Raw genomic sequence first — 22,451 nt, forward strand, 5'->3', positions numbered from 1 at the left:
CACCTGAATCGTTGATCGTGAATCAGCAATGATGTAACTGTTTGTTGGATATGATGCCCTCTTAAACGGCAACCTTGTTAAGCTCAAGCAAAACGCCTTTGATCCCCTCGGCAAAGGAACGGTACTGCGGTTGCCAGGCTAATTCGCGTTTGGCTTTCTCATTGCTTACCCGGAATGAGCTGGTCAGCGACTTCACCAAAGGGCTACCAATCAGCCAGCCAATCAACCAGGGGGGGATGGTGCCCACGGACTTGACCCCCTGGGCCGACGTTATTGCATCAATCAGTTGACGTAACGGGATAGGGGTGTCGTCCACAATATTGTACACTTCACCGTAGCGGCCACGCGTCAGGGCGGCATGATAAGCCCGCGCTAAGTCATCGACCTGGATGGGACTCCAATAATTTTGCCCTTTGCCAAAAACGCGCAGTTGTCCTTTCTTCAGGGTATCATAGAACGAGGTTTTGAATAATCCACCGGGTCCATAAACAAAGCCAGGGCTGAGAACGAGCAGTTTGAGACCTTCGTTCTGGTGCAAACGCATCAACTCGGTGACGACCTGAGCGTGGCCTTCGCCCAGAGGAGAAGGATCAGCCCGTGTTTGCTCATCAATCCAGTTGGTTCCATGATCGCCGTAGTTGAAACAACCGCTGGTATAGATCAGTACTTTGTCATGCTGAATACACGCGTTAGCCAGCGCCAGTGTCATGGCTTCGTCAGCCTCGTTTATTTTGGCTTTGTTGGCATTGGTAAAGCGGCCTTTGGTGCTTAGTTGAGCCGTTTGGATCACGGCATCAACCGTAGGTACAATGGGTACGTACGTTTGGGGTGAGGTCATCTCCCCAACTTGGGGGGTCATTCCCTGCTGGATGAGCGATGTTGCTTTTGCCGGATCTCGTATCAATCCGACCACCTGATGGCCCTGGGTAAGCAATTCTCTAACGACCGCTTTACCTACAAAACCGGTTGCCCCTGTTACAAACACGTTCATAATCGCTGTTTTTTGTAAATCCCCGTTAGCCAGTTCCGCCCGCAACTCAGGCCGTCAGGCGCGTGCGCAGGTAAAGCTGATGCAAAACACGTTCTTCCGGTGCCAGGAACATGATGGTCAGCGCAAAGCTACGAAACGGGAGCCAACCCGTCTATGGCTGTTTGCGAACCAACTGATTAATATATGACTGAAGTGTGGTGTGGCCCCGAACCGGCGAATCGGGCGATTTGTATTCTTTTTTCAACGTAACTTCCGTCATCGCGGCCATTGATTCAGCCCCTTTCAGCGAAAAACCCATACTTATCAGCACCGATACCCACTGCTCCTGGGGTGTCTCCAGAGCGACAACGGATTTGTTGAGTGCGTCGGCAAAGGCCTCACCCACGTCAGCCGATGAATACGGTGCTGGTCCTTCCACGTAATAGAGACCCGTTTTGTCCATTGGCTCCATCAGCAGCCGGGCCGCAAGCTGACCAATGTCGTCGGGACTCACCATCGGTAAGCGTAGATCCATTGGATAAAGTGTATGGACCACGCCTTCCTGCCGGGCTGTCGCCAAAGCCATGTCCCAGTTACTCATATAATAAGCCGCCCGGATGATGCTGACCGAAAGGTCTTTGCCCGCCAGCTCTTGCTCCATCTCGTAGAGCACCCCCAGATCACCAACGCCCTCGCCCGGTTGCGCACCGTAGGTCGATTCGGCCACCACCTTTCTGATGCCTGATCCGTCTAAGGCATTCAGGATGGCCGTCAATGACTTCCGTTCTTCGGCCACGGTATCGGTCGATGGGGCGGCTGGTGGGTTGAGCAGAAATAGCCGGGTGCCCGTCTGAAAAACGGCCCTTAGTGCGTCCGTGTCGTGTACGTCGGCGATGGCAACTGTAGCCCCCCGGCGTTGCCAGGCATCTACTTTTTTAGGGTCTCTGGAAATAATCGTGACCGGTTGATTGTGGTCGAGTAATGTCCGGGCTACTGCCGAGCCGACATGGCCTGTGCCGCCTAAGATAATGTGCATTGTGTTGATCCGTTGTGAGTGACGGGGCAAACGTAACCCGGTCCTGCGACAACGGTATGTCAGGGGTGGGACAATTAATTTTTAAGCGTATTGAAACACTCCTGAAGCGTTAGTGTATGGGGCGCAAACGTTTCCGGCAAGGACGTTACCTGCTCAATATGGTCGACCCGGAAAATACGGTAAGCCTCGCGCAGGCGGCACCAGGCCACTAACAACCAATCCGCTTCGCTGCTCAACAGCAACGCAAACGGCTCCACCTCGCGCACCGTCTGCTGCTGGGAAAGGGCGCGGTAGGCCAGCCGGACAAGGGTGTGGTTGGTGAGTGCTTTTTGCAGGGTGATGAGGCAGGTGCTGGTGTGTTCACGCTGGCTGTTGCCATACACTTTCAGCCGGTCGGTGAGTAAATTAGCTTTGTCGCGGATGTCAGTTTGCAACACCGCCTTCACTTTTTGCACCGCGTCGCTATAGTGGCGGGCCAGCAAGCCGTCTTTGTTATGCAACGTAAGCTGCTCGGCCGTTATAAGGGCGTTGGCTTCCTCTTCGGTAAACTGAACCGGTGGCAGGCGGTAGCCATCCGTCAAGAAGTAACCTTTTCCTTCTTCCATTCCAATCGGCACGCCCGCCTGTTCCAGCGCCCGAATGTCCCGATAGATCGTTCGGACACTGACTGAAAATCGTTGCGCCAGTTCCGGCGCAGTGACCATGCGTTTGGTTTGCAGATGGGTCAGCATGGTCAGCAGCCGGGTAAGGCGTTTGCCGTCGTTATCATTCATTGGTATGGTTATTAATTCATAGGTTCGCCCACTATGCATGCACGGGATAGCAGCCGGTGTCGCACCGGCCGGAGCAGGCTGACTGTCGGCGACCCGGTCAAAGTCTGAAAATAAATCGTTAACGGGAACTCAATACCGACTCGTTCCGGGGTGAAACGTGCGCCAGCTATGCCAGAACTCCTGATGCGCCGGTACGCGCACGAGGGCCGCTCCGTCCGACAGCGATTTGCCCGACAGCGCGTAGGCTTGCCCGTCGGTGGTCAGCGTGTCGTGCCGGAGGACAAAGCGATTAGTAGGCGACGGGCGATGGTAGGCGAAAAAACTGCGGTTGTCATGCGCCAGCACGAGCAAAACGGGTTGCCCATTGAGCGTGTCGTGAATGAGCCGTTCGCGTTGCAGGCGGTTCCAGTCGTAGGCTTTGGCTCCGTTCCCGACAGAAAGGCCCACCACCCACGATTTGTCGCGCCACGACAGGCTGTCCCGCTTCGTCAGCTCGCTCTTGCCTTTGCCGCGTTCGTACTGGCTCATGTTGGCGTATATCTCTTTATACACTGTGTCGGGTTGCATCACCAGTGTGTTGGGGTGCAACGCCGTCCACTGCTTCAAGGTCATCTGCTCGCTGAATAGTTCGGGCAGGGTGTCGCCTTTGAGCGGTCCGGCAATGGCCTCGCCGTTGGCCTGCCGCCACCAACTGCCGGTCGTGGCATCCTCGAACATCGCGTTGAAATGATCCATTCCTACCAACCGAAACGTTTCGGAATGGCCGTTTACCACCGGCCGGAAAACCCGTCCCGTGCGGCAAACGGTGCAGTACGTAACCATAGCGGGTTGCCCATCCAACGTGTCCAGCACCTGATGGTGGTAGCCAATGTACTGAATCGGATACGCTTTTGCCTGCCCATCCAACTCGACGCCCAGCACTTCCCGATCTGGTTTGACCACGTTTTTGCCGACGGGTTTGAGTTGCAGCGTACCGGGTTGGTAAAACATGTGGTCGGCGGCCATTCTGAAATTGAACGCGTAGCTAACGCCCGCCACCACGAGCAGCGCAAGTAAGGCAAGCCACCGCGACTGCCGGATGGCGGGCAGCAGACCAACGACGATCAGCACCCCAAAAAACACTCGGAATGCCCACCGCCACGAGTGCATAAAATAAGCCGCGTCGATGCTGTTCATCCGCTGACTACCCGGCATGGGCATGATGAAATACACGTTCGCAATCTCGAATAGAATCAAGCCCGCGACGCCGAGGTAAAAAAGATTTCTCATGCGTTATGGCAGCGCAAACGCCACGTACTGATTTCCTTTTTGGGTACCTAATTTCGCGCCCCCACAGGCAACAACGACGTACTGCTTGCCGCCCACCTGATACGTCGCGGGCGTGGCGAAACCAGCGGCCGGGAGTTGGATTTCCCACAGCAGCTTGCCCGTCTTTTTATCAAACGCCCGAAATTTTCCGTCTTTGGTGGCGGCAATAAACAGCAGTCCGCTGGCGGTCACAACGGGGCCACCGTAATTTTCGGTGCCCGTATTCCGGACGCCTTTGGCCGCCATCTCCGGGTCTTCGCCGAGTGGAATTTTCCACAGGTACTCGCCCGTGTTGAGATCAATGGCGTTGAGCGTTCCCCAGGGCGGAGCCACCGCCGGGAAGCCTTTACTATCCTGAAATTTGTTGTATCCCGTTACTTTATACGGCAAATACGGCTGCTTAGCTGGTTTAACGACGGCTTTTGCGTTGGCTACTTTATACGGGTCGTTGCCCGATACCTCCTGCTTCTCGTCGTTGAACAGGAACGACACCAACGATTGCTTATCTTCGGCGGAGAGCGCCGTGAAGCCTGGCATCATGCCCTTGCCGTGGCTGACGATCTGTGTTACGTAAGCACGATCCCGCCGTTTGTTGATGTTCACCAACGACGGGTAGCCGCTGGTCGTGTTGCCTTTCAACTCGGGGCCGTGGCAACTGATGCAGTTCTGGGTATAAATACGCTGACCGGGACTGAGGTGGGCCAGTTCGTCCTCTCTGGGCGCGTCGACCATGGTAAAGATCCACGGCACGTCGTTGGCGTTCACGTACAGAATACCGTCGGGGTCGGCCGCGGCCCCGCCCCATTCGCCCCCGCCATCGCAGCCGGGAAACAGCAGGCTGCCCCGTTTGCTGATGGGTTCGTAGAGCCGGGTACCAATTTTGCGAAACGTAGTCAGCAGCGAATCCCGGTCGGTAGAATGAGGATTGATATCGGCTTCGGTCATCTTTTGCCGGGCAAACGCGGCTGGTTTCTGCGGAATGGGCTGCGTGGGCCAGGCCGATTCACCGGGGATATCGGACTTGGGCACGGGCGTTTCGTCAATCGGGAACAGCGGCTTGCCCGTCACCCGGTCGAAGACGAAGACGTGGCCCGACTTGGTTATCTGCGCCACAGCATCGACTTTTTTACCGTTGTGCGTCACCGTCAGCAGGTTGGGCGGAGCGGGAAAGTCGCGGTCCCAGAGGTCGTGGTGCACCGCCTGAAAGTGCCAGAGCCGCTTGCCGGTGCGGGCGTCGAGGGCCAGCAGGCAGTTGGCAAACAGGTTTTGGCCTTTGCGGTTGCCGCCGTAAAAATCGTAGGACGCTGAGCCGGTGGGTACGTAAAGAATGCCGCGCGGCCGGTCGATGGCCATACCCGCCCAGTTGTTGGCCGCACCCACATCGACATTTTTGTGTGCTTCCTTGGGCCAGGTGTCGTAACCGTAGTCGCCGGGCTTGGGAATGGTGCGGAACGTCCAGGCTAATTTGCCCGTGCGCACGTTAAACGCACGAATGTAGCCCGGTGCGGCATCGGGCCCTTCGGACACCCGCACGGGCATCACAATCAGATCCTCGAACAGCGTGCCGGGCGTGTTGGAAATAATGAATTTGTCTTTGGCCTGTTCGCCGAGACCCTCGTGCAGATCGGCGGTGCCATTTTCGCCAAAACTCGGAATCGGCTTACCCGTTGTTGCATCGAGCGCGTGAAGTTTCGGCCCAACGGTGTACAGAATGCGCTTGTCTTCACCGGATTGCCAGTACGTAACACCCCGGCTGGTGCTGTGCCAAACTTTGAGCGGATCACCGAATTTCCAGATCTCCTTACCCGTGGCGGCATCGAGCGCAAACGCCTGGACGGTGGGCGTGACGCCGTACAGCACCCCATCAACAATAATCGGATTGGTCTGAATCTGGCCGCTGTCGGGCGACGCGTACGTCCAGGCGACTTTCAGTTGCGCCACATTATTGGGCGCGATCTGAGTCAGGGCGGAGTAATGACTGCGGTCGGGGCCACCGAGGTATTCGCCCCAGTTGGTGTAATCGTTGGGTTTGTCGTCGGTGGTATTTTGGCGAAACCGGGACCAGCCGATGACCACAATGGTCAATACACCAAGGAGTAACAACAGTCGTTTCATAAGAGTAGGAGAATAGGACAAATCTACGAAAAATAAGGTCTCCACCGTTTTAAACGGGATACCTCAGCGAATATCCGCAAACCAGCGCTTCAACTTCTCTGGGGAATAGCCAACGCCCCACAGAATGCCAATGGCTAAATAAATACCGTTGGCTTTCCAGAAACCCCACGCAGCCACGCGCCGATCCGACGACTCGACCACGCGGTTTACCTGCCGCACCCGCCCAAACCTGACGAGCTTAATCAATAAATCGGCTTCCTCCATAATGGGCAAATCGCCATTGTAACCGCCCACGGCCGCGAACTGCTCCCGTCGGCAAAAAATCACCTGGTCACCGAAGAGTAGCCGCCCACCCCGGAAGAACAAATGCGGTCGGAACAGGAGCGGGGCGTAGTAGGTCTTGATATAATTGTGCAGCGATGTCAGCCAGCGCGTGGTCGATGAGCCGCGCATGATGGAAATAAAGCCCCCGGCTACGGTTTTAGGATCGGCGAGGGTGTGTTGCATCACGCGCAAGGCATCGTCGGGCAGGGCCGTGTCGGCGTGCAGAAAGCACAGAATGTCGCCCGTGGCTTTGTCGGCTCCGGCATTCATCTGACTGGCGCGGCTTGCTTTGGCACAACGAATAATATGGAGTGACCGGAAGCAGGGCCTGGTCGCGTTGGCGAGTTGAAGGGTCCGGTCGGTGCTGCCCCCGTCGACAATAATGATTTCGAGCGGTTCGGGGCACAGCCGCTGCAGCAGGCGCAGCGTCCGGGGCAGGCTTTGTTCCTCGTTGAGCGCGGGAATAATAATGGAGACGCTGGGCATACGGGGTGTAAACCAATTCGCCGGGGGAGGGTTTGTAGGAATGATGAATGATAAATGATGAATGCGCTGTAAGGCCTATCATTCATCCGCGTCGGCGGACCGATTCATCATTCATCATTCAACGCCGTGTTTCGATTTCTGCCCAATCTTCTTCTCCGGCAACTCTACACCCGCAACAGCCTGCGCAATACGCCCGATGGCTTTGTGTTCTCGCTGAAAAATCGCCTGTCTGATGCCCGTTTTACGGGACTGCAACGCGCCCGCATTGACGGGTATGAGTATCCCGCCAGCGCGTTTACGCTCGAACCAGATGGGGGAGAAGCCGTTGCCCTCAGCGCTGTATCGACAGAAAACCCGCTGGCGTTTCCGCTACGCCGGTCGGTGCGGGTTCGGGTGACTGTGCTACCGCTGAAACCGGGCAAACACACGCTGGAAATCACTCTCCATACCCAACCGTTCGGCACCATCACGCTGACGGTTGAGGACGAATTGCAGACGGACTTGCCGGACCAGACGCTACGGGAACAACCGGTTATTCCGCGCGACGCGGTCGACGATTATTCGTCTGATGTGGTAGCGAGTCGGCGGGCGTTTATGCAGGATTTTACGAAAACGGAGCCGCAGCACCTGACGCAAAACTCGTTCGACCCGGCCGTGATGCGGGGCAAGTGCGAGAATTTTGTGGGTGTGGCACAGGTGCCCATCGGACTGGCCGGGCCGTTGCGCGTCAACGGTGAACACGCCCAGGGTGACTTTTTGATTCCGATGGCAACCACCGAAGGCACGCTCGTGGCCAGCTACAACCGGGGCATTAAACTCATCAACGCGAGCGGGGGTGTGCTCTGTACCGTGCAGGACGACGCCATGCAACGTGCTCCCGTTTTTCAATTCGCCGACGCCCGTCAGGCCCGCGCGTTCGTTCAGTGGATCGAAGCGCACCAGCCTGAATTAGCCGCTGAAGCCGAACTCACCTCCCGATTTGCCAAACTCCGCTACGTCGATACGTACCTCACCGGTCGGCTGGCTTTTCTGCGCTTCGGCTACTCAACGGGCGACGCGGCCGGACAAAACATGGTCAGCAAAGCGACACTCGCAGCCTGCAACTACATTCTGGAGAAGTATCCGGCCGAGGTATCGGGACGGATTGAACATTTCTTTTTGGAGTCGAACATGGCGACCGACAAGAAACCCTCGCAGCTCAACATACTCCGAACGCGGGGCAAACGGGTGACGGCCGAAGTGCGCATCCCGCGCGATCTGCTGATTCGGGAGTTGCAGGTGGAACCGGAGCAACTGGCGCGTCACGCCCGCATCGGCGACGTGGGGGCGCGGTTAGCCGGAACCAACAACAACGGGCTGCACTCGGTCAATGGGCTGGCCGCGCTGTTCATCGCCACCGGTCAGGATGTGGCCTGTCTGGCTGAATCGTCGGCCGCGATCACGTTCTCGGAAATTACACTCGAAGGAGATTTATATGGGTTCATTACCCTGCCGTCGCTCATTGTGGGTACGGTTGGGGGCGGAACGGGCCTGCCCACCCAACGCGAATGCTTAGAATTGATGGACTGCTACGGCGATGGGAAAGTCGATAAACTCGCCGAGATCATGGCTGGGGTCGTTGTCGCCGGAGAACTGTCGCTGGCTGCGGCCATCTCCTCCCTCGACTGGGTATCGAGCCACGACGCCACGCGGCCGTAAGTTACTGTTTCCAGAATGACAACACGAGTGAAATGCCCGCCACTACCAAAACCGGCTTGCAAAAAAGCCGCGCCCGGACAGTGCCGAACGCGACTTTTCTTGTGAGAGGATTAACGAAGTTGGTCAGCGAACACGGGTTACCCGTTTTTTGTTAGCTTTGGCAAAAACGGTATATCCAAATGGTAACTTCAGCAGACCGACCCAATTCCGTTCAGATTTCGTTGATGCGTCTCTTCGACCGGCCGATGGCACCCGATGAGTTGGATGCAGTTCATCAATTATTAATGAACCATTATAGCCAGTTGATCGCTCAAGAGGCCGATGAGATTATTGTCCGGAAAGGGTATACGCAGGCCGATTTTGATCGCGCACTCAATACATCCCAACGCAGCAGTCATTAATCATGCGCGTTGTTATTGATACAAACTGCTTGATTGCTGCAATTCCGCGCTCCAGCGAACACTATTGGCTTTACCGGGCATTTATGGATCGCCGATTTGAATGGGTTGTCAGTCAGGAAATTCTAACTGAATACGAAGAGAAACTGGGTGACTTCTACGCCCCTTCGTTAGCCCAGAACGTCTTAAAATTACTGGCGGTGGCTCCCCACGTTATTCATATTGAGGCCAGCTTCAAGTGGTTGCTCATCAGGAACGACCCTGACGACGACAAGTTTGCGGAAGTTGCTTTTGCATCAGGAGCTGATTATTTAGTCAGTAATGACAGCGATTTCAACGTGCTAAAGGAGTACGAGTACCCTCGAATACACGTAATCCGCTTAGAAAAATTTCGCGAACGAATGGGTTACTGACAACTCTGTCAGTTATCGTTTCGTTACCCTTACGGCGTAATAGCCGGAATACGTTGCTCGGTGACCAGTTGGTTGAACGCAGGGACCTGCTGATTAACAATATCTTTGAGCTTGCCCAACGCGGTGTTCACCTGCTTTTCGAGGGCTTCGTAGACGACGTACGACGCTTTAGTTGGCTTCGTTTCGGCGGAAGCAACCACCGAGGCAACGCCCGATAATTTGTCGTTCAGCCGGATGGGGTAAGCCAGCGCGTCCTGCATCGCTTTCGACTTGGGCTGCATCAGCGTCGATTCCAGTTCGTCTAGCGACTCCAGCACGGGCTTGGTCACTTTCTTGAATTTCTCGACCGTTGCCGGGTCCTTTACCTCTTTCATGTACCCGTTGACCTGCGTCCGGATCTGACGAATCTGGTTGATGCCCTTGTGCGTCTCGGTAAGTTTGTTGTTGATGCGCATCATCAGGTCAAACTGCTCCTTATAATCCGCTTCGGTGAGCTTCAGGCGCGGGTCCTTTAGGATTTCGATGGGTTGCTCCGCCAGTAGCGAGTCGCCCAGCAGCAGCCGGACTTTGTACTGACCCGGAATGACTTTGGCCCCCGTTCCCCGACCCGTCCACATCACGTTGGTGCCCTCAACGGGCGTCACGTCGGGGTAGCGCATGTCCCAGACGAACACGTTCATGCCCGCCTGGATGGGGACGGTGCCGGGTCGTTTTAGCGCAGCATCCTCGTAGAACTCTTTAGCTATTTTGAGGGGTTGACCCTTCCGGTCTTTCGTACTGGAGTAGCTGATGATGCTGTCCCCCGCACTGGTCGTGAACATCAGTTTTAACTCTTTGGTGGGTTTGTTCTTGAGGAAATACCGTACGATAACGCCATTGGGGGCATTTTCGCCCTGATCGGCCGGTCCTTCCGCAGCGCCTGCGCTGCCGCCATCCATCCGGTACGCCGGGCGGGGCTTATACAGGTGAGCCATTTTTCCCGCCAGTGCCGTCTGCTGATCAGCGATCTCGTGCAGGGGCGAGATGTCGTCCATGATCCAGAACGACCGGCCGTGCGTCGCCACGATCAGGTCCTTCTCGCGCTTGTGAATCTGCAGGTCGCGGATGGGCGTAATGGGCAGGTTCAGGTTCAGCTTCTGCCACGATGCGCCATCCGTAAACGATACGTAAATGCCCCGTTCGGTACCGGCGTAGAGCAGGCCGGGCTTGTTGGGGTCCTCCCGGATAACGTGGGTGTACTCGTCCGCCGGGATGCCCGCCGTAATCGCCGTCCAGGTTTTTCCGTAATCCGTCGTCTTGAACAAATAAGGTTTCCGGTCGCCCGACATGTACCGTTTCGCGGCCAGATATGCCTTGCCGGTGGTATGGTCGGACGGGTGCACAATGCTCATGATCGCCCAGTCGGGGAGCATGGATGCGGGGGGCGTGATTTTTTGCCAGGTTTTGGCCCCGTCGCGGCTGATGTGCATCAGGCCATCGTCGGAACCGGCCCAGAAAACGCCTTTCTCCAGAGGTGATTCGGCCAGCGTAAACACCGTCGGGAAGGTTTCGGCTCCGGTATTGTCTTTCGTGATCGGCCCACCCGTATCGCCCTGCGTTTTGGGGTCGTTGCGGGTTAGGTCGGGGCTGAGGTCTTCCCACGAATGGCCGTAATCCATGCTCCGGTGTACGTGCTGCGAGGTGACGTATAAGGCTTTGGGGTCGTGGGGCGAGAACACAATTGGGAACGTCCACTGAAACCGGTATTTCCGGTCGGCTGAGGGTGCGCCCATGCTGTAATCGGGAAACACGTTGATGCGCTGATTCTGGTCCGTTGCCTTGTCGTAGCGGGTAATCAGGCCGTCGTAGCTGCCGCCGAACGTCACGAGTGGGTTGTTGGGATCGGCGGTGATGTAGCCTGACTCGCCCCCGGCCACCTGATACCAGGCCGCCGGTCCGATGACGTTGTCCGTGGTCCGGCTCGCAATCCGAATGGCGGAGTTGTCCTGCTGCGCCCCGTAGAGGTTATACGGAAAGTCGTTATCCACCGACACGTGGTAAAATTGCGACGTTGGAATGTCAACGTCCGAAAAGGTAGCCCCGCCGTTGTAGGTCACTTCAGCCCCGCCATCGTCGGCGATAATGTAGTTCTGCGGATTTTTTGGGTTCCACCAGATGTCGTGCGTATCGCCATGATGCACGGGTAAGCTCTTGAAGGTTTTGCCGCCATCGTACGACTTCAGTGCGTTCACATTCAGGACAATCAGCCCATTTTCGTTCTGCGGGTCGGCGGCCAGCATCATGTAGTACCAGGGCCGCTGCCACAGGTTTTTGTCGTCGTTAATCAGTTGCCAGTTGCTCCCTGCGTCGTCGGAGCGGTACAGGCCGCCTTTGGCGTTTTCGACCATCGCATATAGCCGGTTCGAGTTCACCGGCGATACGGTAATGCCAATCTTGCCGAGCAGTCCTTTGGGCATTCCCGGCCGGTCGTGCAGGCTGGTCCAGGTGTCGCCCCCGTCGGTCGATTTGTAGAGGCCGCAGCCGGGTCCACCGCTGCTCATCTTGTAACTGTTGCGGTACGCCTGCCACATAGACGCGTATACGATGGACGGATTGTTGGGGTCCAGTTCCACCACGGCCGCGCCGGTGCTGTCGTTTTTAGCCAGAATGTGTTTCCAGGATTTGCCGCCATCGGTGGTGCGGAAAACGCCCCGTTCTTTGTTGGGCGCGAACGGATTGCCCAGCGCGGCCACGTAGGCCACGTCGGGATTGGTCGGGTGCACTTCGATGGTACCAATGGCATCGGCTGCTTTGAGGCCCATGTGTTTCCAGGTTTTTCCGGCATCTGTCGACTTGTAGACTCCGTCGCCGTAGGAAATATTACTGCGGATGTCGGCCTCGCCCATGCCGACATAAATCGTGTTGGGGTCCGACGGAGCCACGGTGATGGCTCCTACCGAGCTGGAGGTAAACGTGCTGTCGGAGACGAGCATCCAGTTGGCCCCGCCGTCAACGGTTTTCCAGACGCCCCCGCCCGTTGCGCCGAAGTAATAGGTCAGGGGTTGATCGGCGTGTCCGGCTGCGGCCAGCGACCGCCCCCCCCGAAACGGACCAATGTTGCGCCACCGGAGTCCGTTGAACAGGTTGTCGGGCGTTTGATTGACGGCGGAAAGAATCGTCTTCGGTTTGCGTTGGGTCCGGCCCGGCTGGGCCAGTGCGGGCGTGAGTAGCAACAGCGTAGTGGCCAGTACTCCGGCAAGAGACGTAAACGAGTTGAACATAGGGTTGCGTAAAATTGGGCTTTCCGGTATATTAGCAGGTAAAAATCTTACGAAATTTCTCGTCAGCCAAATAGTATTTCAAACTTTCTAAGAATAATAGAACGCTGATTTTTATGATTAATATGATTTAGGCTGATTCTTGAGCAAATCAGTCGACTCTACTGACCGCTGATTCCGCTATCTGAGCCGAAAATTAATCTGAAATTATAACTGGTCTTAATTATCATAAAAATCAGCGTTCTATTATTCTTAGAAAGTTTCTTGTGGTGAGGGACACAGCGTGAATCGAGAAATTATGGAAAAATTTATACCGCTCTGGTTGCTCTTGTTTGCCTGCTTGCCGGGCTACGGTCAAGAGCTAATGGTGCGCGACCAGGAAGACAATCAGCCGGTTGAAGGAATGACGCTGTCGAGCGAAAATCCCCGCGCGTCGGCCGTTACGAATGCGGGCGGAAAGGTGGTTATTTCTCCGTTTAAGGGGGCGGCCACAATTCAACTCCGAACAATTGGCTACCAAACCCAGACAATCAGCTACGACGAACTGCTGACCAAAGGCCCGGCCTTATTCGTAAAACAATCACCAATTTCGCTGGAGCAGGTCGTGGTAACGGCTAACCGATGGGGGCAATCGAGCCGGGATATTCCGGCTAAAATCACTACCATCTCGGCGAAAGACATCGCGTTTGAAAATCCGCAGACGGCGGCCGACCTGCTGGGCATCTCCGGAGAGGTCTTTATCCAGAAAAGTCAGCAGGGGGGGGGCAGTCCCATGATTCGGGGATTTTCGACTAATCGCCTGCTCATCGCGGTCGATGGGGTGCGGATGAATACAGCTATTTTTCGGAGCGGTAATCTACAGAATGTTATCTCGTTAGACCCCTTCGCCATTGCCCGTACGGAGGTACTTTTCGGGCCGGGATCGGTCATGTACGGCAGCGACGCCATTGCCGGGGTAATGAGTTTTCAGACCCTGACGCCCAGATTAGCCAGCGGTGCCAAACCCCTCGTATCGGGAAATGGAGCCACGCGGTATTCGTCGGCCAACAGTGAACTCACGGGTCATGCCGATGTCAATTTGGGCTGGCAAAAGTGGGCACTCGTCACCAGCGTTTCGCACAACCACTTCGGCGACCTGCGCATGGGAAGCCACGGCCCCAGCGAATACCTGCGGCCGGAATACGTCGAACGCAGTGGGGAAGAGGACCGGGTTATTCCCAACGCTGACCCGCACGTGCAGCGCCCAACGGGTTACTCGCAGCTCAACCTGACCCAGAAAGTGCGGTTTAAACCGAATGAGCGGTGGGACTTCACCTACGGATTTCATTACTCGGCCACCTCCGACTACGCCCGCTACGACCGGCTGCTGCGCTACCGTCGGGGGCTTCCGCGCTCGGCCGAGTGGAACTACGGGCCGCAAATCTGGCGGATGAACAACCTGTCTGCGACGCATACCGCACCGGGCGGTGCGTACGACCGGATGACCGTTCGACTGGCTCATCAGTTCTTTGCCGAAAGCCGCATTGACCGCGACCTGAACGACGCCCAACGGCGAACAACGCGGGAAACCGTGCAGGCGTTTTCGGCCACGGTTGATTTCGATAAACGCCTTGCCGACAAGCAACGGGTGTTCTACGGACTGGAAGCGATCTATAACGATGTCGTGTCCACGGCTACCAATCTGGACATCAGCACGGCCGTATCATCGCCGGGTGCTCCGCGTTACCCCAAGTCGAACTGGGCGTCTTATGCCGCTTATATGACGTATCAGCTAAAAGCGACCGACCAGCTGACGGTGCAGGCGGGTGCGCGATACAATCAGTTTGCGCTGAATTCACGATTTGAAACGACGTTTTACCCATTCCCATTTACCTCCGCCAATCTTAACAACGGCGCGTTGACCGGTAGCCTGGGCGCGGTGTACAATCCAACCGAGTCCTGGGCGTTGAGCGCTAATCTATCGACGGGTTTCCGGTCGCCCAATGTCGATGACGTGGGTAAAGTGTTTGATTCGGCACCCGGCTCGGTCGTGGTTCCGAACCCGGCACTGAACTTAGAATACGCTTACAACGCCGAAGTTGGTGTTGCCAAACTGATTGGCAATGCGTTGAAAGTGGACGTGACGGCCTACTATACCCTGCTGGACAATGCATTGGTTCGGCGCAATTTCAGACTGAATAACCGTGACAGTATCGTGTACAATGGCGAGTTGAGTCAGGTACAGGCCATTCAAAATGCGGCCCATGCCAGGGTCTACGGGTTGCAGGCGGGGCTTGCGCTTACCTTACCGGTCGGGTTTGGGTTATCGTCGCAGTTCACGTACCAGAAAGGCGACGAGGAACTCGACGATGGCAGCACCAGTCCGTTGCGGCACGCGGCTCCGTGGTTTGGCATCACGCGGCTCAGCTACACCGCCAAAAAGTTACGCGTGGAGCTATACGGCGTTTACAATGGCGAAGTGACCAACCGGCAATTAGCTCAGGAAGAGCAGGGTAAAGACTACATCTACGCCGTCGATGCGGATGGAAAACCGTATTCACCCGGCTGGTACACGCTGAATGCAAAAGCGCAGTACCATATAGCTACTTATCTGTCCATCAACGCGGGCGTAGAGAACCTGAGTGATCAGCGGTATCGTCCGTATAGTTCGGGAATTGTGGCACCGGGCCGGAATGTTGTGCTTACGCTAAGGGGTAGGTTTTGAGTGATTGAGTGTGTACGTGGTTGGGTGTTTGAGTCTGGGTGCTGCTCGTAACACACTCGAACATTATTTCCTCGGCCTGTGTCCTCACAGGCCGCTTACTTACTCGGTGGCGACAACGCCGGGCGCCAAAGGCGTTTCTCAAGTTCGTGTCAATCCGTTTAGAATAGCCACTTCTACCGGGCAAAACTCATCGTCTACCCGGTGAAGATTAAACGGTTGAGCCGCAAGTAAAGGAGGTTGGGCCATAAATTTTGGGGCGGTGCCCTGATGATCCTGTGCCGCATGGGCAATGAAAGGATGACACAAATACACGGTTCCTGCTTTCCCCGTGGCAACTATTTCCCTTCTGTCTTTAGTGACATCCAGCTTGTGAGCCAGTTCCATAAACGACAATCCATGCTCGCCTTCGGGTTCCAATAGCCTGGCCACGTCAAGATGGGAGCCAACCCTGATTCGGGTGGGCGCATCCTGTTCGCCCACGTCCGAAAAAAGAAACAACATCAGTAAAGCCCGCCCTTTTGAGTGGATGTTTATCCGCCAGTCGAGGTAGTCATCGGGGTTTGCCCCCGGAAAGCTGGCATCGACATGCCATCCGGTATCTACCGCTTTTTCTTTACCAGGAAAACGGATTGGAAACGAACCAAGCGTTGATCGGGGAAGCCAGTTCCCTTTTCCTGCCAGTTGGTCGAAGGCATTGAGCAGTAGAGTGGTGTTGGCTACTTTTCTGAACGGTTCAAGCCCTATTTCTCCGATTCGAATAACGGGCTGCACCCACGTATCCGGCCGGTCGGGGTCACATTGAGACGCTTTCCATAAAATGGCCCGGCATTCGTCGGCAAGTGCCGTGGGGAAGGCATTATCGAGTCTGATAAATCCTTCGTCAACAAAACGTTCTATCTGACTTTCAGTTAGTTGATCCATCGTCTACTCTATCCGATTCTGGTCAGTAATTGTTAAACGGGGCATTTACCTTGCCGCTTGGTTTGGTTGCTGCATGTCGCCAGCGTGGCTATTTTTTCGTTAACTATCTTTTTCAAAAAACAGATAAATATACACAGCGGATTCAAAACCAGTGGACGTTGTAGACGTTAACCGGTAACCTTGAGAAGCGTATTCATCAAGCTTCGCCTGAATTCCTTCTTTAGATTTCTTTACTATGCGTTCTGAGTCAAGCGTTATTCCTGAGTGGTAAAATAGGGCTTCAACTTTGTACTCTTTCATTGTTTTACGAGTTTATTTTTCAACATAATTTGACTTCTACACTCCGGATTGCTCTGTTTTTTTTAAGATTTGAAATTCAGTCGTTCAGTGAATCAATGCCTTGTTCTTTAAGTCGTTCAAGGCGTTCTTTCATTACTTTAACTTGTTCGGTTGGATGCCCCTGCCAATTCGTAACTTCTCCCACAACTCTAAATGGGTGTGTCGAACGATATGATTTTGTTGGATTACCTGGGAATTTTTTATCTGTCAAGTCGGGGTCATCTTCAATTGGTCCTGATGGTTCTACCAAATAAATCCGTTCACGTCTTTCCCCAAAAGCAAGTTCTGCACCCCAGATAGCGGCATCCAATGTCGCAGTCAGAAAAATGTATTTGGCATTTTTTCTTTGTCCATAGTTCGAGTTGAAACCAACTCCGATTAGGTCACCAACTTTTAAGTCAGCCTTTGTCCCGTGAAAATAAGTCTGAGCGAAGGGTATTGCACCTTGTACGTTTGATTTGTATTCGTCTTTGGTTTGTTCCATTGTCAAAGTCTATAGTTAATCAGGTCGATATCTACAAGCGAAATGACTAAGCGGTATGCACAGTTTTGGTGCAATAGGTTTAGTTCACTGAGGGATATAGTCCGGTATGTATTGTTCGCCCGAACCCATCCATAAACCAGTTATTACTGAGTAATCGCCCTGGCTGACCGGGCCTGCTTTTGTTTGCGAATTCGTTTGGGTCCGTAGTACAGGTAAAAGCCGGTGATTGAGAAAATCAGCAGCGCAATGCCCATCACGGTCGTGTAGAGCAGCTTAATGGGTTGGTCACCTATCTGGAAGAGCGAGTCAAAATACGAGCCGTCGTGCAGGTGTTCGATGAAGTCGGACCGCCGACGTTCGATGTGCAGCACCTGACCGGTTGTGCAGTCTAATTGAACACCCCAATAGTGATCCTGGAACACGAATTTCACCATGCCTTTCTGGGGCCGGATGTCGATCCGGTCGAGGTTGGTCGACAGTCCGGCCGACACCGAATCGCGCAGGGTTCGAAAAGCGATCTGCCGGAGTGAATCAATGGGCAACCACGTTTTGGGGTCCGTTGAAACACCCTGATACGATTTCGCCAGTAACAATCCGCCCGACTGTTTTTTCCACCCCAGCAGCAACCCCGTTCCGGCGATCAGGATAAAGAAGACGAATAATGCCCCACCTAAGGCTCCGTGAATTTTGCGGTAAAAACGGATTCGGCGCGAGCTGTCCTTGATTTCTTTCATGGGTACAGGAAAATACGGGAGACAAACGGTTGGTGTTCTGGAACAGCCGGTCCGTGTGGAGAATGGAAAAAAAGCGAATAACGCGGCATTTTTATCAAAATACAAACTTGTTTGTATGGATTTGCCCCTGTCTGACCTGCCACCTTTGTATCACCCAAACGGGACAAACCAATTCTAAATCTTTAACCAAATCAAATCAATCAGTATCATGAAACATGTAATCAGTATCGTATCGCTTTGCTTACTTACGTTGTCGGGCTTTTCGCAGCCAGTGAAGTATTCATTTGAGGAAGTGTCCTACAGCCCAAGGGACAAAGGAGTAGGTCTGTGCCTCTATTCGGAAGGAATTGAGAACAGCAGTGGAAGTTCAAAGTACTACGTCACCGGGTATGTTGACCTCAAGAGTAAAACCATTAAAAATGTCGTGCTTATCGAATCTGGAGTCGGGGGCGGGCAACCTAAATCCATAAACCTGGATAAGATTACGCACGTCAGCCACCTATATCTGGGTACGCCGAACACGGGGGGAGTTGAGGCTTACGCCTGCCGGGGTACGGGCACTACTATGGTGTTTTACTTCTTGGTAGGGGCCACCACGTCAGACACGCTAAAGTTCCTGTATTACCAGCCGTCGGGACCGAACGGACTTCAGGTGGCCAACTAATAAAACCAGTAGCGACCAGCGTTTGTAACACCCAAACGGGATAAACCAATTCTAAACCTTTAACTAAATCAAACCAATCAGTATCATGAAACATGTAATCAGTATCGTATCGCTTTGCTTAATCACATTGTCGGGCTTTTCGCAGCCACCAAAGTACTCATTCGAGGAAGTGTCCTACAGCCCAGGGGAGAAAACGAAAGATGTAAAAATTCAGTCATCCGACATTGAAACGGCCCAGGGCATGCCAAAGTACTCGGTTAAAATACCCGTGGACATTCAAAACAAAAAGATCAACGGCACGTATGTGTATCTGAGTGAATACGGAAAGTCGGGTGAACTCTGCATGAGTATGATCACCCATGTTGGCCACCTGTATCTGGGTATGCCCAACACGGGGGGAGTCGAAGCCTACGCCTGCCGGAATACCCAAACCAAAGTGGTTATCTACTTCTTAGTAGGCGCCAGCACGTCTGACACGTTGAAATTCTTAATCTATGAACCATCATCCAACAACCTCAAGACGTTGAATTGATAAAAGTTAGTGGTGCTATGTTGAAAAATAAGGGCTTACGGCCCTTATTTTTTTGTCCTCCGGTTTAGGAAACTCCTCCTTTCTAATACACCGCTACGCATTAATTGTCAGTCTGTAAAATTGCTACAGACTATGTAGCCGACGGCAGAACAGTTAAAAAATACAGACTTGTTTGTATTGAATCAGGGGGCTGCAAACGGCCAATTTTGTGGTGTTCCTTCCTACCCACAAATACCGTGAAAAGTGCCTTTTCTTTCCTGTTCTGCTACTGGGTATTCGTCCAGTTTAACCCCGCTGCTGCCACGCCAATCGCGGGCGATTCAATTCCTCAGAAAGAAGCTGCCATTCAGGTAACGGGCGAGGCAACACTCACCAAGGGGAGTTACGCATGGCGCAGTCTGGAAATGTCCCAAAAGCAGGGGATGCCCTGGGAACTGAGCGGCAGCCTGACGCTGATCACCCAATCCGGCTGGACGGTACCGGTCCGGTTCAACGGGAGTTCGGAAACTAAGCGATCCAGTCAACCCTACAATCAGATTGGCATTAGTCCGCATTTCCGCGAGTGGCTCGTGCTGCACGGCGGTTATTGCAACGTGGTATTCTCGCCCTTTACGCTGGCTGGCCACACCTTTCTGGGGGTGGGCGTCGAACTGAATCCGGGCCTGCTGCGAGTCGGCGCAGTGGTGGGACGGTTCAACCGGGCTGCCAACGCGGACCACGCCGACCCCGACCGGGTAGCCTCGTTCCGCCGGAGGGGATACAGCGCCAAAATAGGCGTGGGTAACGCCCGTAACTACTTCGACCTGACGCTGCTCCGCGTGGCCGACGATGTACACTCCATCCGGCTTGACACGCTGCACCAGACAGCCCCCGCCGAAAACAGCGTGCTGGCCCTGAGCGGACGGTTTCAGTTGACCAAAAAACTCTTCATCGAGGTCGACGCGGCTGGCAGCGCCTACACCCACGATAGTCGGCCGAATACCGTAGTGACGACCACTAACCACGACGAACGGCGGCATTTGGGTCCGCTGAACAGCCTGTTCACGGCGCGGGAGTCGACCCAAACCCGTACCGCCCTGCAGGCGTCGCTTAGCTACCGGGGTAAATGGGTAGATTTGAAACTTCGGTACAAGCGCATCGAACCCGATTATCAGTCAATGGGCGCCTATTATTTTCAGACTGACCGGGAAAGTTTCACGGTGGCCCCTTCGCTTAAACTGTTCAACCGGCGGCTCCAGCTTCGCACCAGCATTGGGTGGCAGCACGACAACCTGATGAACCAGAAAAAGAGCCGCACCGACCGCCTGATTGGGTCGATGAGCGCGTCTTATCTGTCGGAAAAAAACCTGACGTTCGATCTGAACTATACTAATTATGGAATCACGCAACGGGCGGGTTACCGGCCCCTTAATGACACCGTCCGCGTAGCCCAAAACAACCGGACCTTGTCGGGCAGCGTACGTAAGCAGTGGACGGCTGAAACGGAGGTTCACACCGTTACCGGCCTGGCAGCGTATCAGGAACTGGACGATCTGAACCCGTTTAGGGCGCATCTGAACCGCCATGAGAACTGGAGTTGCACCGTTCACTACACCTGGCAACACCTGCCGGCCAACCTCAGCCTGAACGTCAGCTACGGCTACACCCTCACCCAAAGGCTGGCTATGACTAATGCGTTTGCTGGCCCGTCGCTCGAAGCGAGTAAGAAAATCCTGACAAATAAACTTGATCTACGGCTAACTGCCAGCTACCTGAAAAGCCGTAGCGTGGCGGCCGGGTCCACTGAGCGGGGTTCCGTCGTCAGCGCCGGACTGGGCATCGACTACCAGGTAACGTCCGTTCACCGGCTGTCGGTGCACACCCAAAACTCGATCAGCCGGGGCCTGCAACCGTTCCGGGAGCAACAGGGTTCAGTGCACTATTCCGTAAATTTCTGAGTTGGGCCCTCAGGAGCAACAGCCCGGTTTGGATTTCAGCGCTCACGCCAGTCGGGTCATTCTTTGTACCTTTGACCGCGTTTTCTGACTGCCATGAAGCTTACCTGGACGTTCTACCCCAAAGGTCAACCCAGCATCACCCTAACGGTAGTGTACGTGCCCAAATTAGACACGCATCCCGGCACCGGTTATCTCGACGTAGACACCAACACCGCCTACGTAAGCTGGGATCATTTTCGTATTTTCAACACCGGCGATCCGACCCTGAAGCGGGCGCTCTTCGGTTCGCTAACCCGCGTGGATGCGTTTGACGGTCTCTGGTAGGGCAGATGAATTTATAACATGGCCGCGCCAAAAACCCCCGCGCTGTCGCCGAGCTTGGGTTTTAGGAAACGGGTGGTCAGCGGCCCCTTGTTGAATACGTATTTTTTGGCCCGCTCAACGCCCTCCGTGTACAGCAGATCCACATTGCCAACGCCCCCACCCAGCACGATCACGTCGGGGTCGAGCACGTTGATGATGGTCGAAATGCCCCGGCCAAAATACTCCAGCAGCCGGTCGACGGTCTGATCCGCGAACGAGTCACGGCCGTCCTGATGCCGTTGCATGATTTCCTTCATCGTCCGTTCTTCGCCACTGATCTGCTGATAATACCGTTGCAGCGCCGGGCCGGAGATAACCTGCTCCACGCAGCCCCGCTTGCCGCAGTAGCAGGGGTAGCCGTTCTCCTCCAGAATGTTGTGGCCCCACTCACCGCCGATGCCCTGTAGCCCGTTGAGTACAAACGCCGGGCTGTCTGGTTTGTCGCGGTTGCGCACCACCACACCGCCCCCCACGCCGGTTCCCATAATGACGCCGAACACTGTCTGGTAGGTGGGCACTTCGTCGGGTACAACGCCCAGCGTAGCCTCGGCCAGTGCGAAGCAGTTGGCATCGTTAGCCACTTCGACCGGCACGCCCAGCAGCCGAGCCAGATCCTGCTTCATGGGTTTGCCGTTGAGCACCGTCGTGTTGCAGTTTTTCATGGTCCGCGTGGCCGGGTCGTTGGTGCCCGGTGTGCCGAAACCAATGCGGTCGGGGATCAGGCCGGTGTCGGCTTTGATTTGGTCGATGAGCCGCCCAATCTGACCCAAAATGTGGTCGTAGCCTTTGTGCGCTTCGGTGTCGATTCGTTTGCGGATGAGCACGGCGTCGGGCGAGAAGGTGACTCCGCCTTCTGCCGACAAGACGACGCCTTCAATTTTGGTGCCGCCCAAGTCGACACCCCAGTACGTTTGCATGCTTGATTACGGCCCGGTTGGGCTTAATTAAGTAAAATAAGGGCTTGACTTGACGAGGCTTTTTCTGAATTTCGCCCC

Annotated in this window: 20 protein-coding genes; 8 read left to right on the forward strand and 12 right to left on the reverse strand. The window is 54.9% G+C overall.

Translation table 11 applies throughout. From position 1 onward, the window contains the following. Window positions 1-61: 61 nt before the first annotated feature. From ACYVHB_RS19495 to ACYVHB_RS19520, 6 genes are all read right to left on the reverse strand, one after another. Window positions 62-991, reverse strand: coding sequence for an NAD-dependent epimerase/dehydratase family protein (locus tag ACYVHB_RS19495; RefSeq protein WP_461053455.1), 930 nt, complete (start codon window positions 989-991; stop codon window positions 62-64). A gap of 151 nt (window positions 992-1,142) precedes the next feature. Continuing rightward, a complete protein-coding gene (locus ACYVHB_RS19500; RefSeq protein WP_461053456.1) occupies window positions 1,143-2,006 on the reverse strand; it encodes an NmrA family NAD(P)-binding protein in 864 nt (287 codons plus the stop codon). A gap of 74 nt (window positions 2,007-2,080) precedes the next feature. Further along, window positions 2,081-2,779 (reverse strand): helix-turn-helix transcriptional regulator, encoded by a 699-nt coding sequence (locus ACYVHB_RS19505; RefSeq protein WP_461053457.1) that lies wholly within the window; start codon window positions 2,777-2,779, stop codon window positions 2,081-2,083. 129 nt (window positions 2,780-2,908) lie between these two features. Continuing rightward, the gene (locus tag ACYVHB_RS19510; protein ID WP_461053458.1) at window positions 2,909-4,048 is read right to left on the reverse strand and encodes a DUF3179 domain-containing (seleno)protein; all 1,140 of its coding nucleotides are present in this window, start codon (window positions 4,046-4,048) and stop codon (window positions 2,909-2,911) included. Window positions 4,049-4,051: 3 nt separating this feature from the next. Continuing rightward, on the reverse strand, window positions 4,052-6,202 hold the full coding sequence (locus tag ACYVHB_RS19515) for an outer membrane protein assembly factor BamB family protein (RefSeq protein ID WP_461053459.1): 2,151 nt from the start codon (window positions 6,200-6,202) through the stop codon (window positions 4,052-4,054). Window positions 6,203-6,265: 63 nt separating this feature from the next. Next, window positions 6,266-7,012: a TIGR04283 family arsenosugar biosynthesis glycosyltransferase gene (locus ACYVHB_RS19520; protein ID WP_461053460.1), complete on the reverse strand. Its 747-nt coding sequence runs from the start codon at window positions 7,010-7,012 to the stop codon at window positions 6,266-6,268. 126 nt (window positions 7,013-7,138) lie between these two features. On the opposite strand from ACYVHB_RS19520, the gene ACYVHB_RS19525 reads away from it, so the two are divergent. From ACYVHB_RS19525 to ACYVHB_RS19535, 3 genes are all read left to right on the forward strand, one after another. Further along, a complete protein-coding gene (locus ACYVHB_RS19525; protein WP_461053461.1) occupies window positions 7,139-8,710 on the forward strand; it encodes a hydroxymethylglutaryl-CoA reductase in 1,572 nt (523 codons plus the stop codon). Window positions 8,711-8,889: 179 nt separating this feature from the next. Beyond that, window positions 8,890-9,111 carry a hypothetical protein gene (locus tag ACYVHB_RS19530; protein WP_461053462.1) on the forward strand — a complete coding sequence of 74 codons (222 nt, stop codon included), beginning with the start codon at window positions 8,890-8,892 and terminating at the stop codon, window positions 9,109-9,111. A gap of 2 nt (window positions 9,112-9,113) precedes the next feature. Further along, window positions 9,114-9,521, forward strand: coding sequence for a putative toxin-antitoxin system toxin component, PIN family (locus ACYVHB_RS19535; protein WP_461053463.1), 408 nt, complete (start codon window positions 9,114-9,116; stop codon window positions 9,519-9,521). Between the two features lie 29 nt (window positions 9,522-9,550). On the opposite strand, the gene ACYVHB_RS19540 is transcribed toward ACYVHB_RS19535, so the two are convergent. After that, entirely contained in the window at window positions 9,551-12,781 is a 3,231-nt protein-coding gene (locus tag ACYVHB_RS19540; protein WP_461053464.1) for a WD40/YVTN/BNR-like repeat-containing protein, read from the reverse strand. Window positions 12,782-13,076: 295 nt separating this feature from the next. On the opposite strand from ACYVHB_RS19540, the gene ACYVHB_RS19545 reads away from it, so the two are divergent. Then, window positions 13,077-15,482 carry a TonB-dependent receptor gene (locus ACYVHB_RS19545; protein WP_461053465.1) on the forward strand — a complete coding sequence of 802 codons (2,406 nt, stop codon included), beginning with the start codon at window positions 13,077-13,079 and terminating at the stop codon, window positions 15,480-15,482. A gap of 138 nt (window positions 15,483-15,620) precedes the next feature. Here the strand turns inward: ACYVHB_RS19545 and ACYVHB_RS19550 are convergent, their stop codons facing one another. From ACYVHB_RS19550 to ACYVHB_RS19565, 4 genes are all read right to left on the reverse strand, one after another. Next, on the reverse strand, window positions 15,621-16,403 hold the full coding sequence (locus ACYVHB_RS19550; protein ID WP_461053466.1) for a phytanoyl-CoA dioxygenase family protein: 783 nt from the start codon (window positions 16,401-16,403) through the stop codon (window positions 15,621-15,623). Window positions 16,404-16,502: 99 nt separating this feature from the next. Next, window positions 16,503-16,703, reverse strand: coding sequence for a DUF4177 domain-containing protein (locus tag ACYVHB_RS19555; protein ID WP_461053467.1), 201 nt, complete (start codon window positions 16,701-16,703; stop codon window positions 16,503-16,505). Between the two features lie 76 nt (window positions 16,704-16,779). Beyond that, window positions 16,780-17,226, reverse strand: a complete 447-nt coding sequence (gene arr / locus ACYVHB_RS19560; RefSeq protein ID WP_461053468.1) for an NAD(+)--rifampin ADP-ribosyltransferase — start codon at window positions 17,224-17,226, stop codon at window positions 16,780-16,782. 143 nt (window positions 17,227-17,369) lie between these two features. Further along, a complete protein-coding gene (locus tag ACYVHB_RS19565) occupies window positions 17,370-17,960 on the reverse strand; it encodes a PepSY domain-containing protein (protein ID WP_461053469.1) in 591 nt (196 codons plus the stop codon). 208 nt (window positions 17,961-18,168) lie between these two features. On the opposite strand from ACYVHB_RS19565, the gene ACYVHB_RS19570 reads away from it, so the two are divergent. The 4 genes from ACYVHB_RS19570 to ACYVHB_RS19585 all read left to right on the forward strand — a co-directional run bounded on the left by ACYVHB_RS19570 (window position 18,169) and on the right by ACYVHB_RS19585 (window position 21,417). Beyond that, window positions 18,169-18,624: a hypothetical protein gene (locus tag ACYVHB_RS19570; RefSeq protein WP_461053470.1), complete on the forward strand. Its 456-nt coding sequence runs from the start codon at window positions 18,169-18,171 to the stop codon at window positions 18,622-18,624. A gap of 85 nt (window positions 18,625-18,709) precedes the next feature. Further along, the gene (locus ACYVHB_RS19575; RefSeq protein WP_461053471.1) at window positions 18,710-19,156 is read left to right on the forward strand and encodes a hypothetical protein; all 447 of its coding nucleotides are present in this window, start codon (window positions 18,710-18,712) and stop codon (window positions 19,154-19,156) included. A gap of 236 nt (window positions 19,157-19,392) precedes the next feature. Continuing rightward, window positions 19,393-21,093 carry a hypothetical protein gene (locus ACYVHB_RS19580; protein WP_461053472.1) on the forward strand — a complete coding sequence of 567 codons (1,701 nt, stop codon included), beginning with the start codon at window positions 19,393-19,395 and terminating at the stop codon, window positions 21,091-21,093. A 93-nt stretch (window positions 21,094-21,186) separates the two neighbouring features. Continuing rightward, window positions 21,187-21,417 carry a hypothetical protein gene (locus tag ACYVHB_RS19585; RefSeq protein WP_461053473.1) on the forward strand — a complete coding sequence of 77 codons (231 nt, stop codon included), beginning with the start codon at window positions 21,187-21,189 and terminating at the stop codon, window positions 21,415-21,417. An 11-nt stretch (window positions 21,418-21,428) separates the two neighbouring features. Here ACYVHB_RS19585 and ACYVHB_RS19590 read toward each other — a convergent pair whose 3' ends face one another. Next, window positions 21,429-22,373 carry an ROK family protein gene (locus tag ACYVHB_RS19590; protein WP_461053474.1) on the reverse strand — a complete coding sequence of 315 codons (945 nt, stop codon included), beginning with the start codon at window positions 22,371-22,373 and terminating at the stop codon, window positions 21,429-21,431. Window positions 22,374-22,451: the final 78 nt, after the last annotated feature.

This window comes from Spirosoma arcticum (genome assembly GCF_054779955.1).

Excerpts from the sequence above, each read along its gene's own strand:
- ACYVHB_RS19520 (WP_461053460.1), bottom strand. The coding sequence starts at position 7,012 with ATGCCCAGCGTCTCCATTATTATTCCCGCGCTCAACGAGGAACAAAGC.
- ACYVHB_RS19530 (WP_461053462.1), top strand. The coding sequence starts at position 8,890 with ATGGTAACTTCAGCAGACCGACCCAATTCCGTTCAGATTTCGTTGATG.
- ACYVHB_RS19505 (WP_461053457.1), bottom strand. The coding sequence starts at position 2,779 with ATGAATGATAACGACGGCAAACGCCTTACCCGGCTGCTGACCATGCTG.
- ACYVHB_RS19590 (WP_461053474.1), bottom strand. The coding sequence starts at position 22,373 with ATGCAAACGTACTGGGGTGTCGACTTGGGCGGCACCAAAATTGAAGGC.
- ACYVHB_RS19495 (WP_461053455.1), bottom strand. The coding sequence starts at position 991 with ATGAACGTGTTTGTAACAGGGGCAACCGGTTTTGTAGGTAAAGCGGTC.
- ACYVHB_RS19515 (WP_461053459.1), bottom strand. The coding sequence starts at position 6,202 with ATGAAACGACTGTTGTTACTCCTTGGTGTATTGACCATTGTGGTCATC.
- ACYVHB_RS19555 (WP_461053467.1), bottom strand. The coding sequence starts at position 16,703 with ATGAAAGAGTACAAAGTTGAAGCCCTATTTTACCACTCAGGAATAACG.
- ACYVHB_RS19500 (WP_461053456.1), bottom strand. The coding sequence starts at position 2,006 with ATGCACATTATCTTAGGCGGCACAGGCCATGTCGGCTCGGCAGTAGCC.
- ACYVHB_RS19565 (WP_461053469.1), bottom strand. The coding sequence starts at position 17,960 with ATGAAAGAAATCAAGGACAGCTCGCGCCGAATCCGTTTTTACCGCAAA.
- ACYVHB_RS19535 (WP_461053463.1), top strand. The coding sequence starts at position 9,114 with ATGCGCGTTGTTATTGATACAAACTGCTTGATTGCTGCAATTCCGCGC.
- ACYVHB_RS19550 (WP_461053466.1), bottom strand. The coding sequence starts at position 16,403 with ATGGATCAACTAACTGAAAGTCAGATAGAACGTTTTGTTGACGAAGGA.
- ACYVHB_RS19585 (WP_461053473.1), top strand. The coding sequence starts at position 21,187 with ATGAAGCTTACCTGGACGTTCTACCCCAAAGGTCAACCCAGCATCACC.
- ACYVHB_RS19575 (WP_461053471.1), top strand. The coding sequence starts at position 18,710 with ATGAAACATGTAATCAGTATCGTATCGCTTTGCTTAATCACATTGTCG.
- ACYVHB_RS19570 (WP_461053470.1), top strand. The coding sequence starts at position 18,169 with ATGAAACATGTAATCAGTATCGTATCGCTTTGCTTACTTACGTTGTCG.
- ACYVHB_RS19545 (WP_461053465.1), top strand. The coding sequence starts at position 13,077 with ATGGAAAAATTTATACCGCTCTGGTTGCTCTTGTTTGCCTGCTTGCCG.
- arr (WP_461053468.1), bottom strand. The coding sequence starts at position 17,226 with ATGGAACAAACCAAAGACGAATACAAATCAAACGTACAAGGTGCAATA.
- ACYVHB_RS19510 (WP_461053458.1), bottom strand. The coding sequence starts at position 4,048 with ATGAGAAATCTTTTTTACCTCGGCGTCGCGGGCTTGATTCTATTCGAG.
- ACYVHB_RS19540 (WP_461053464.1), bottom strand. The coding sequence starts at position 12,781 with ATGTTCAACTCGTTTACGTCTCTTGCCGGAGTACTGGCCACTACGCTG.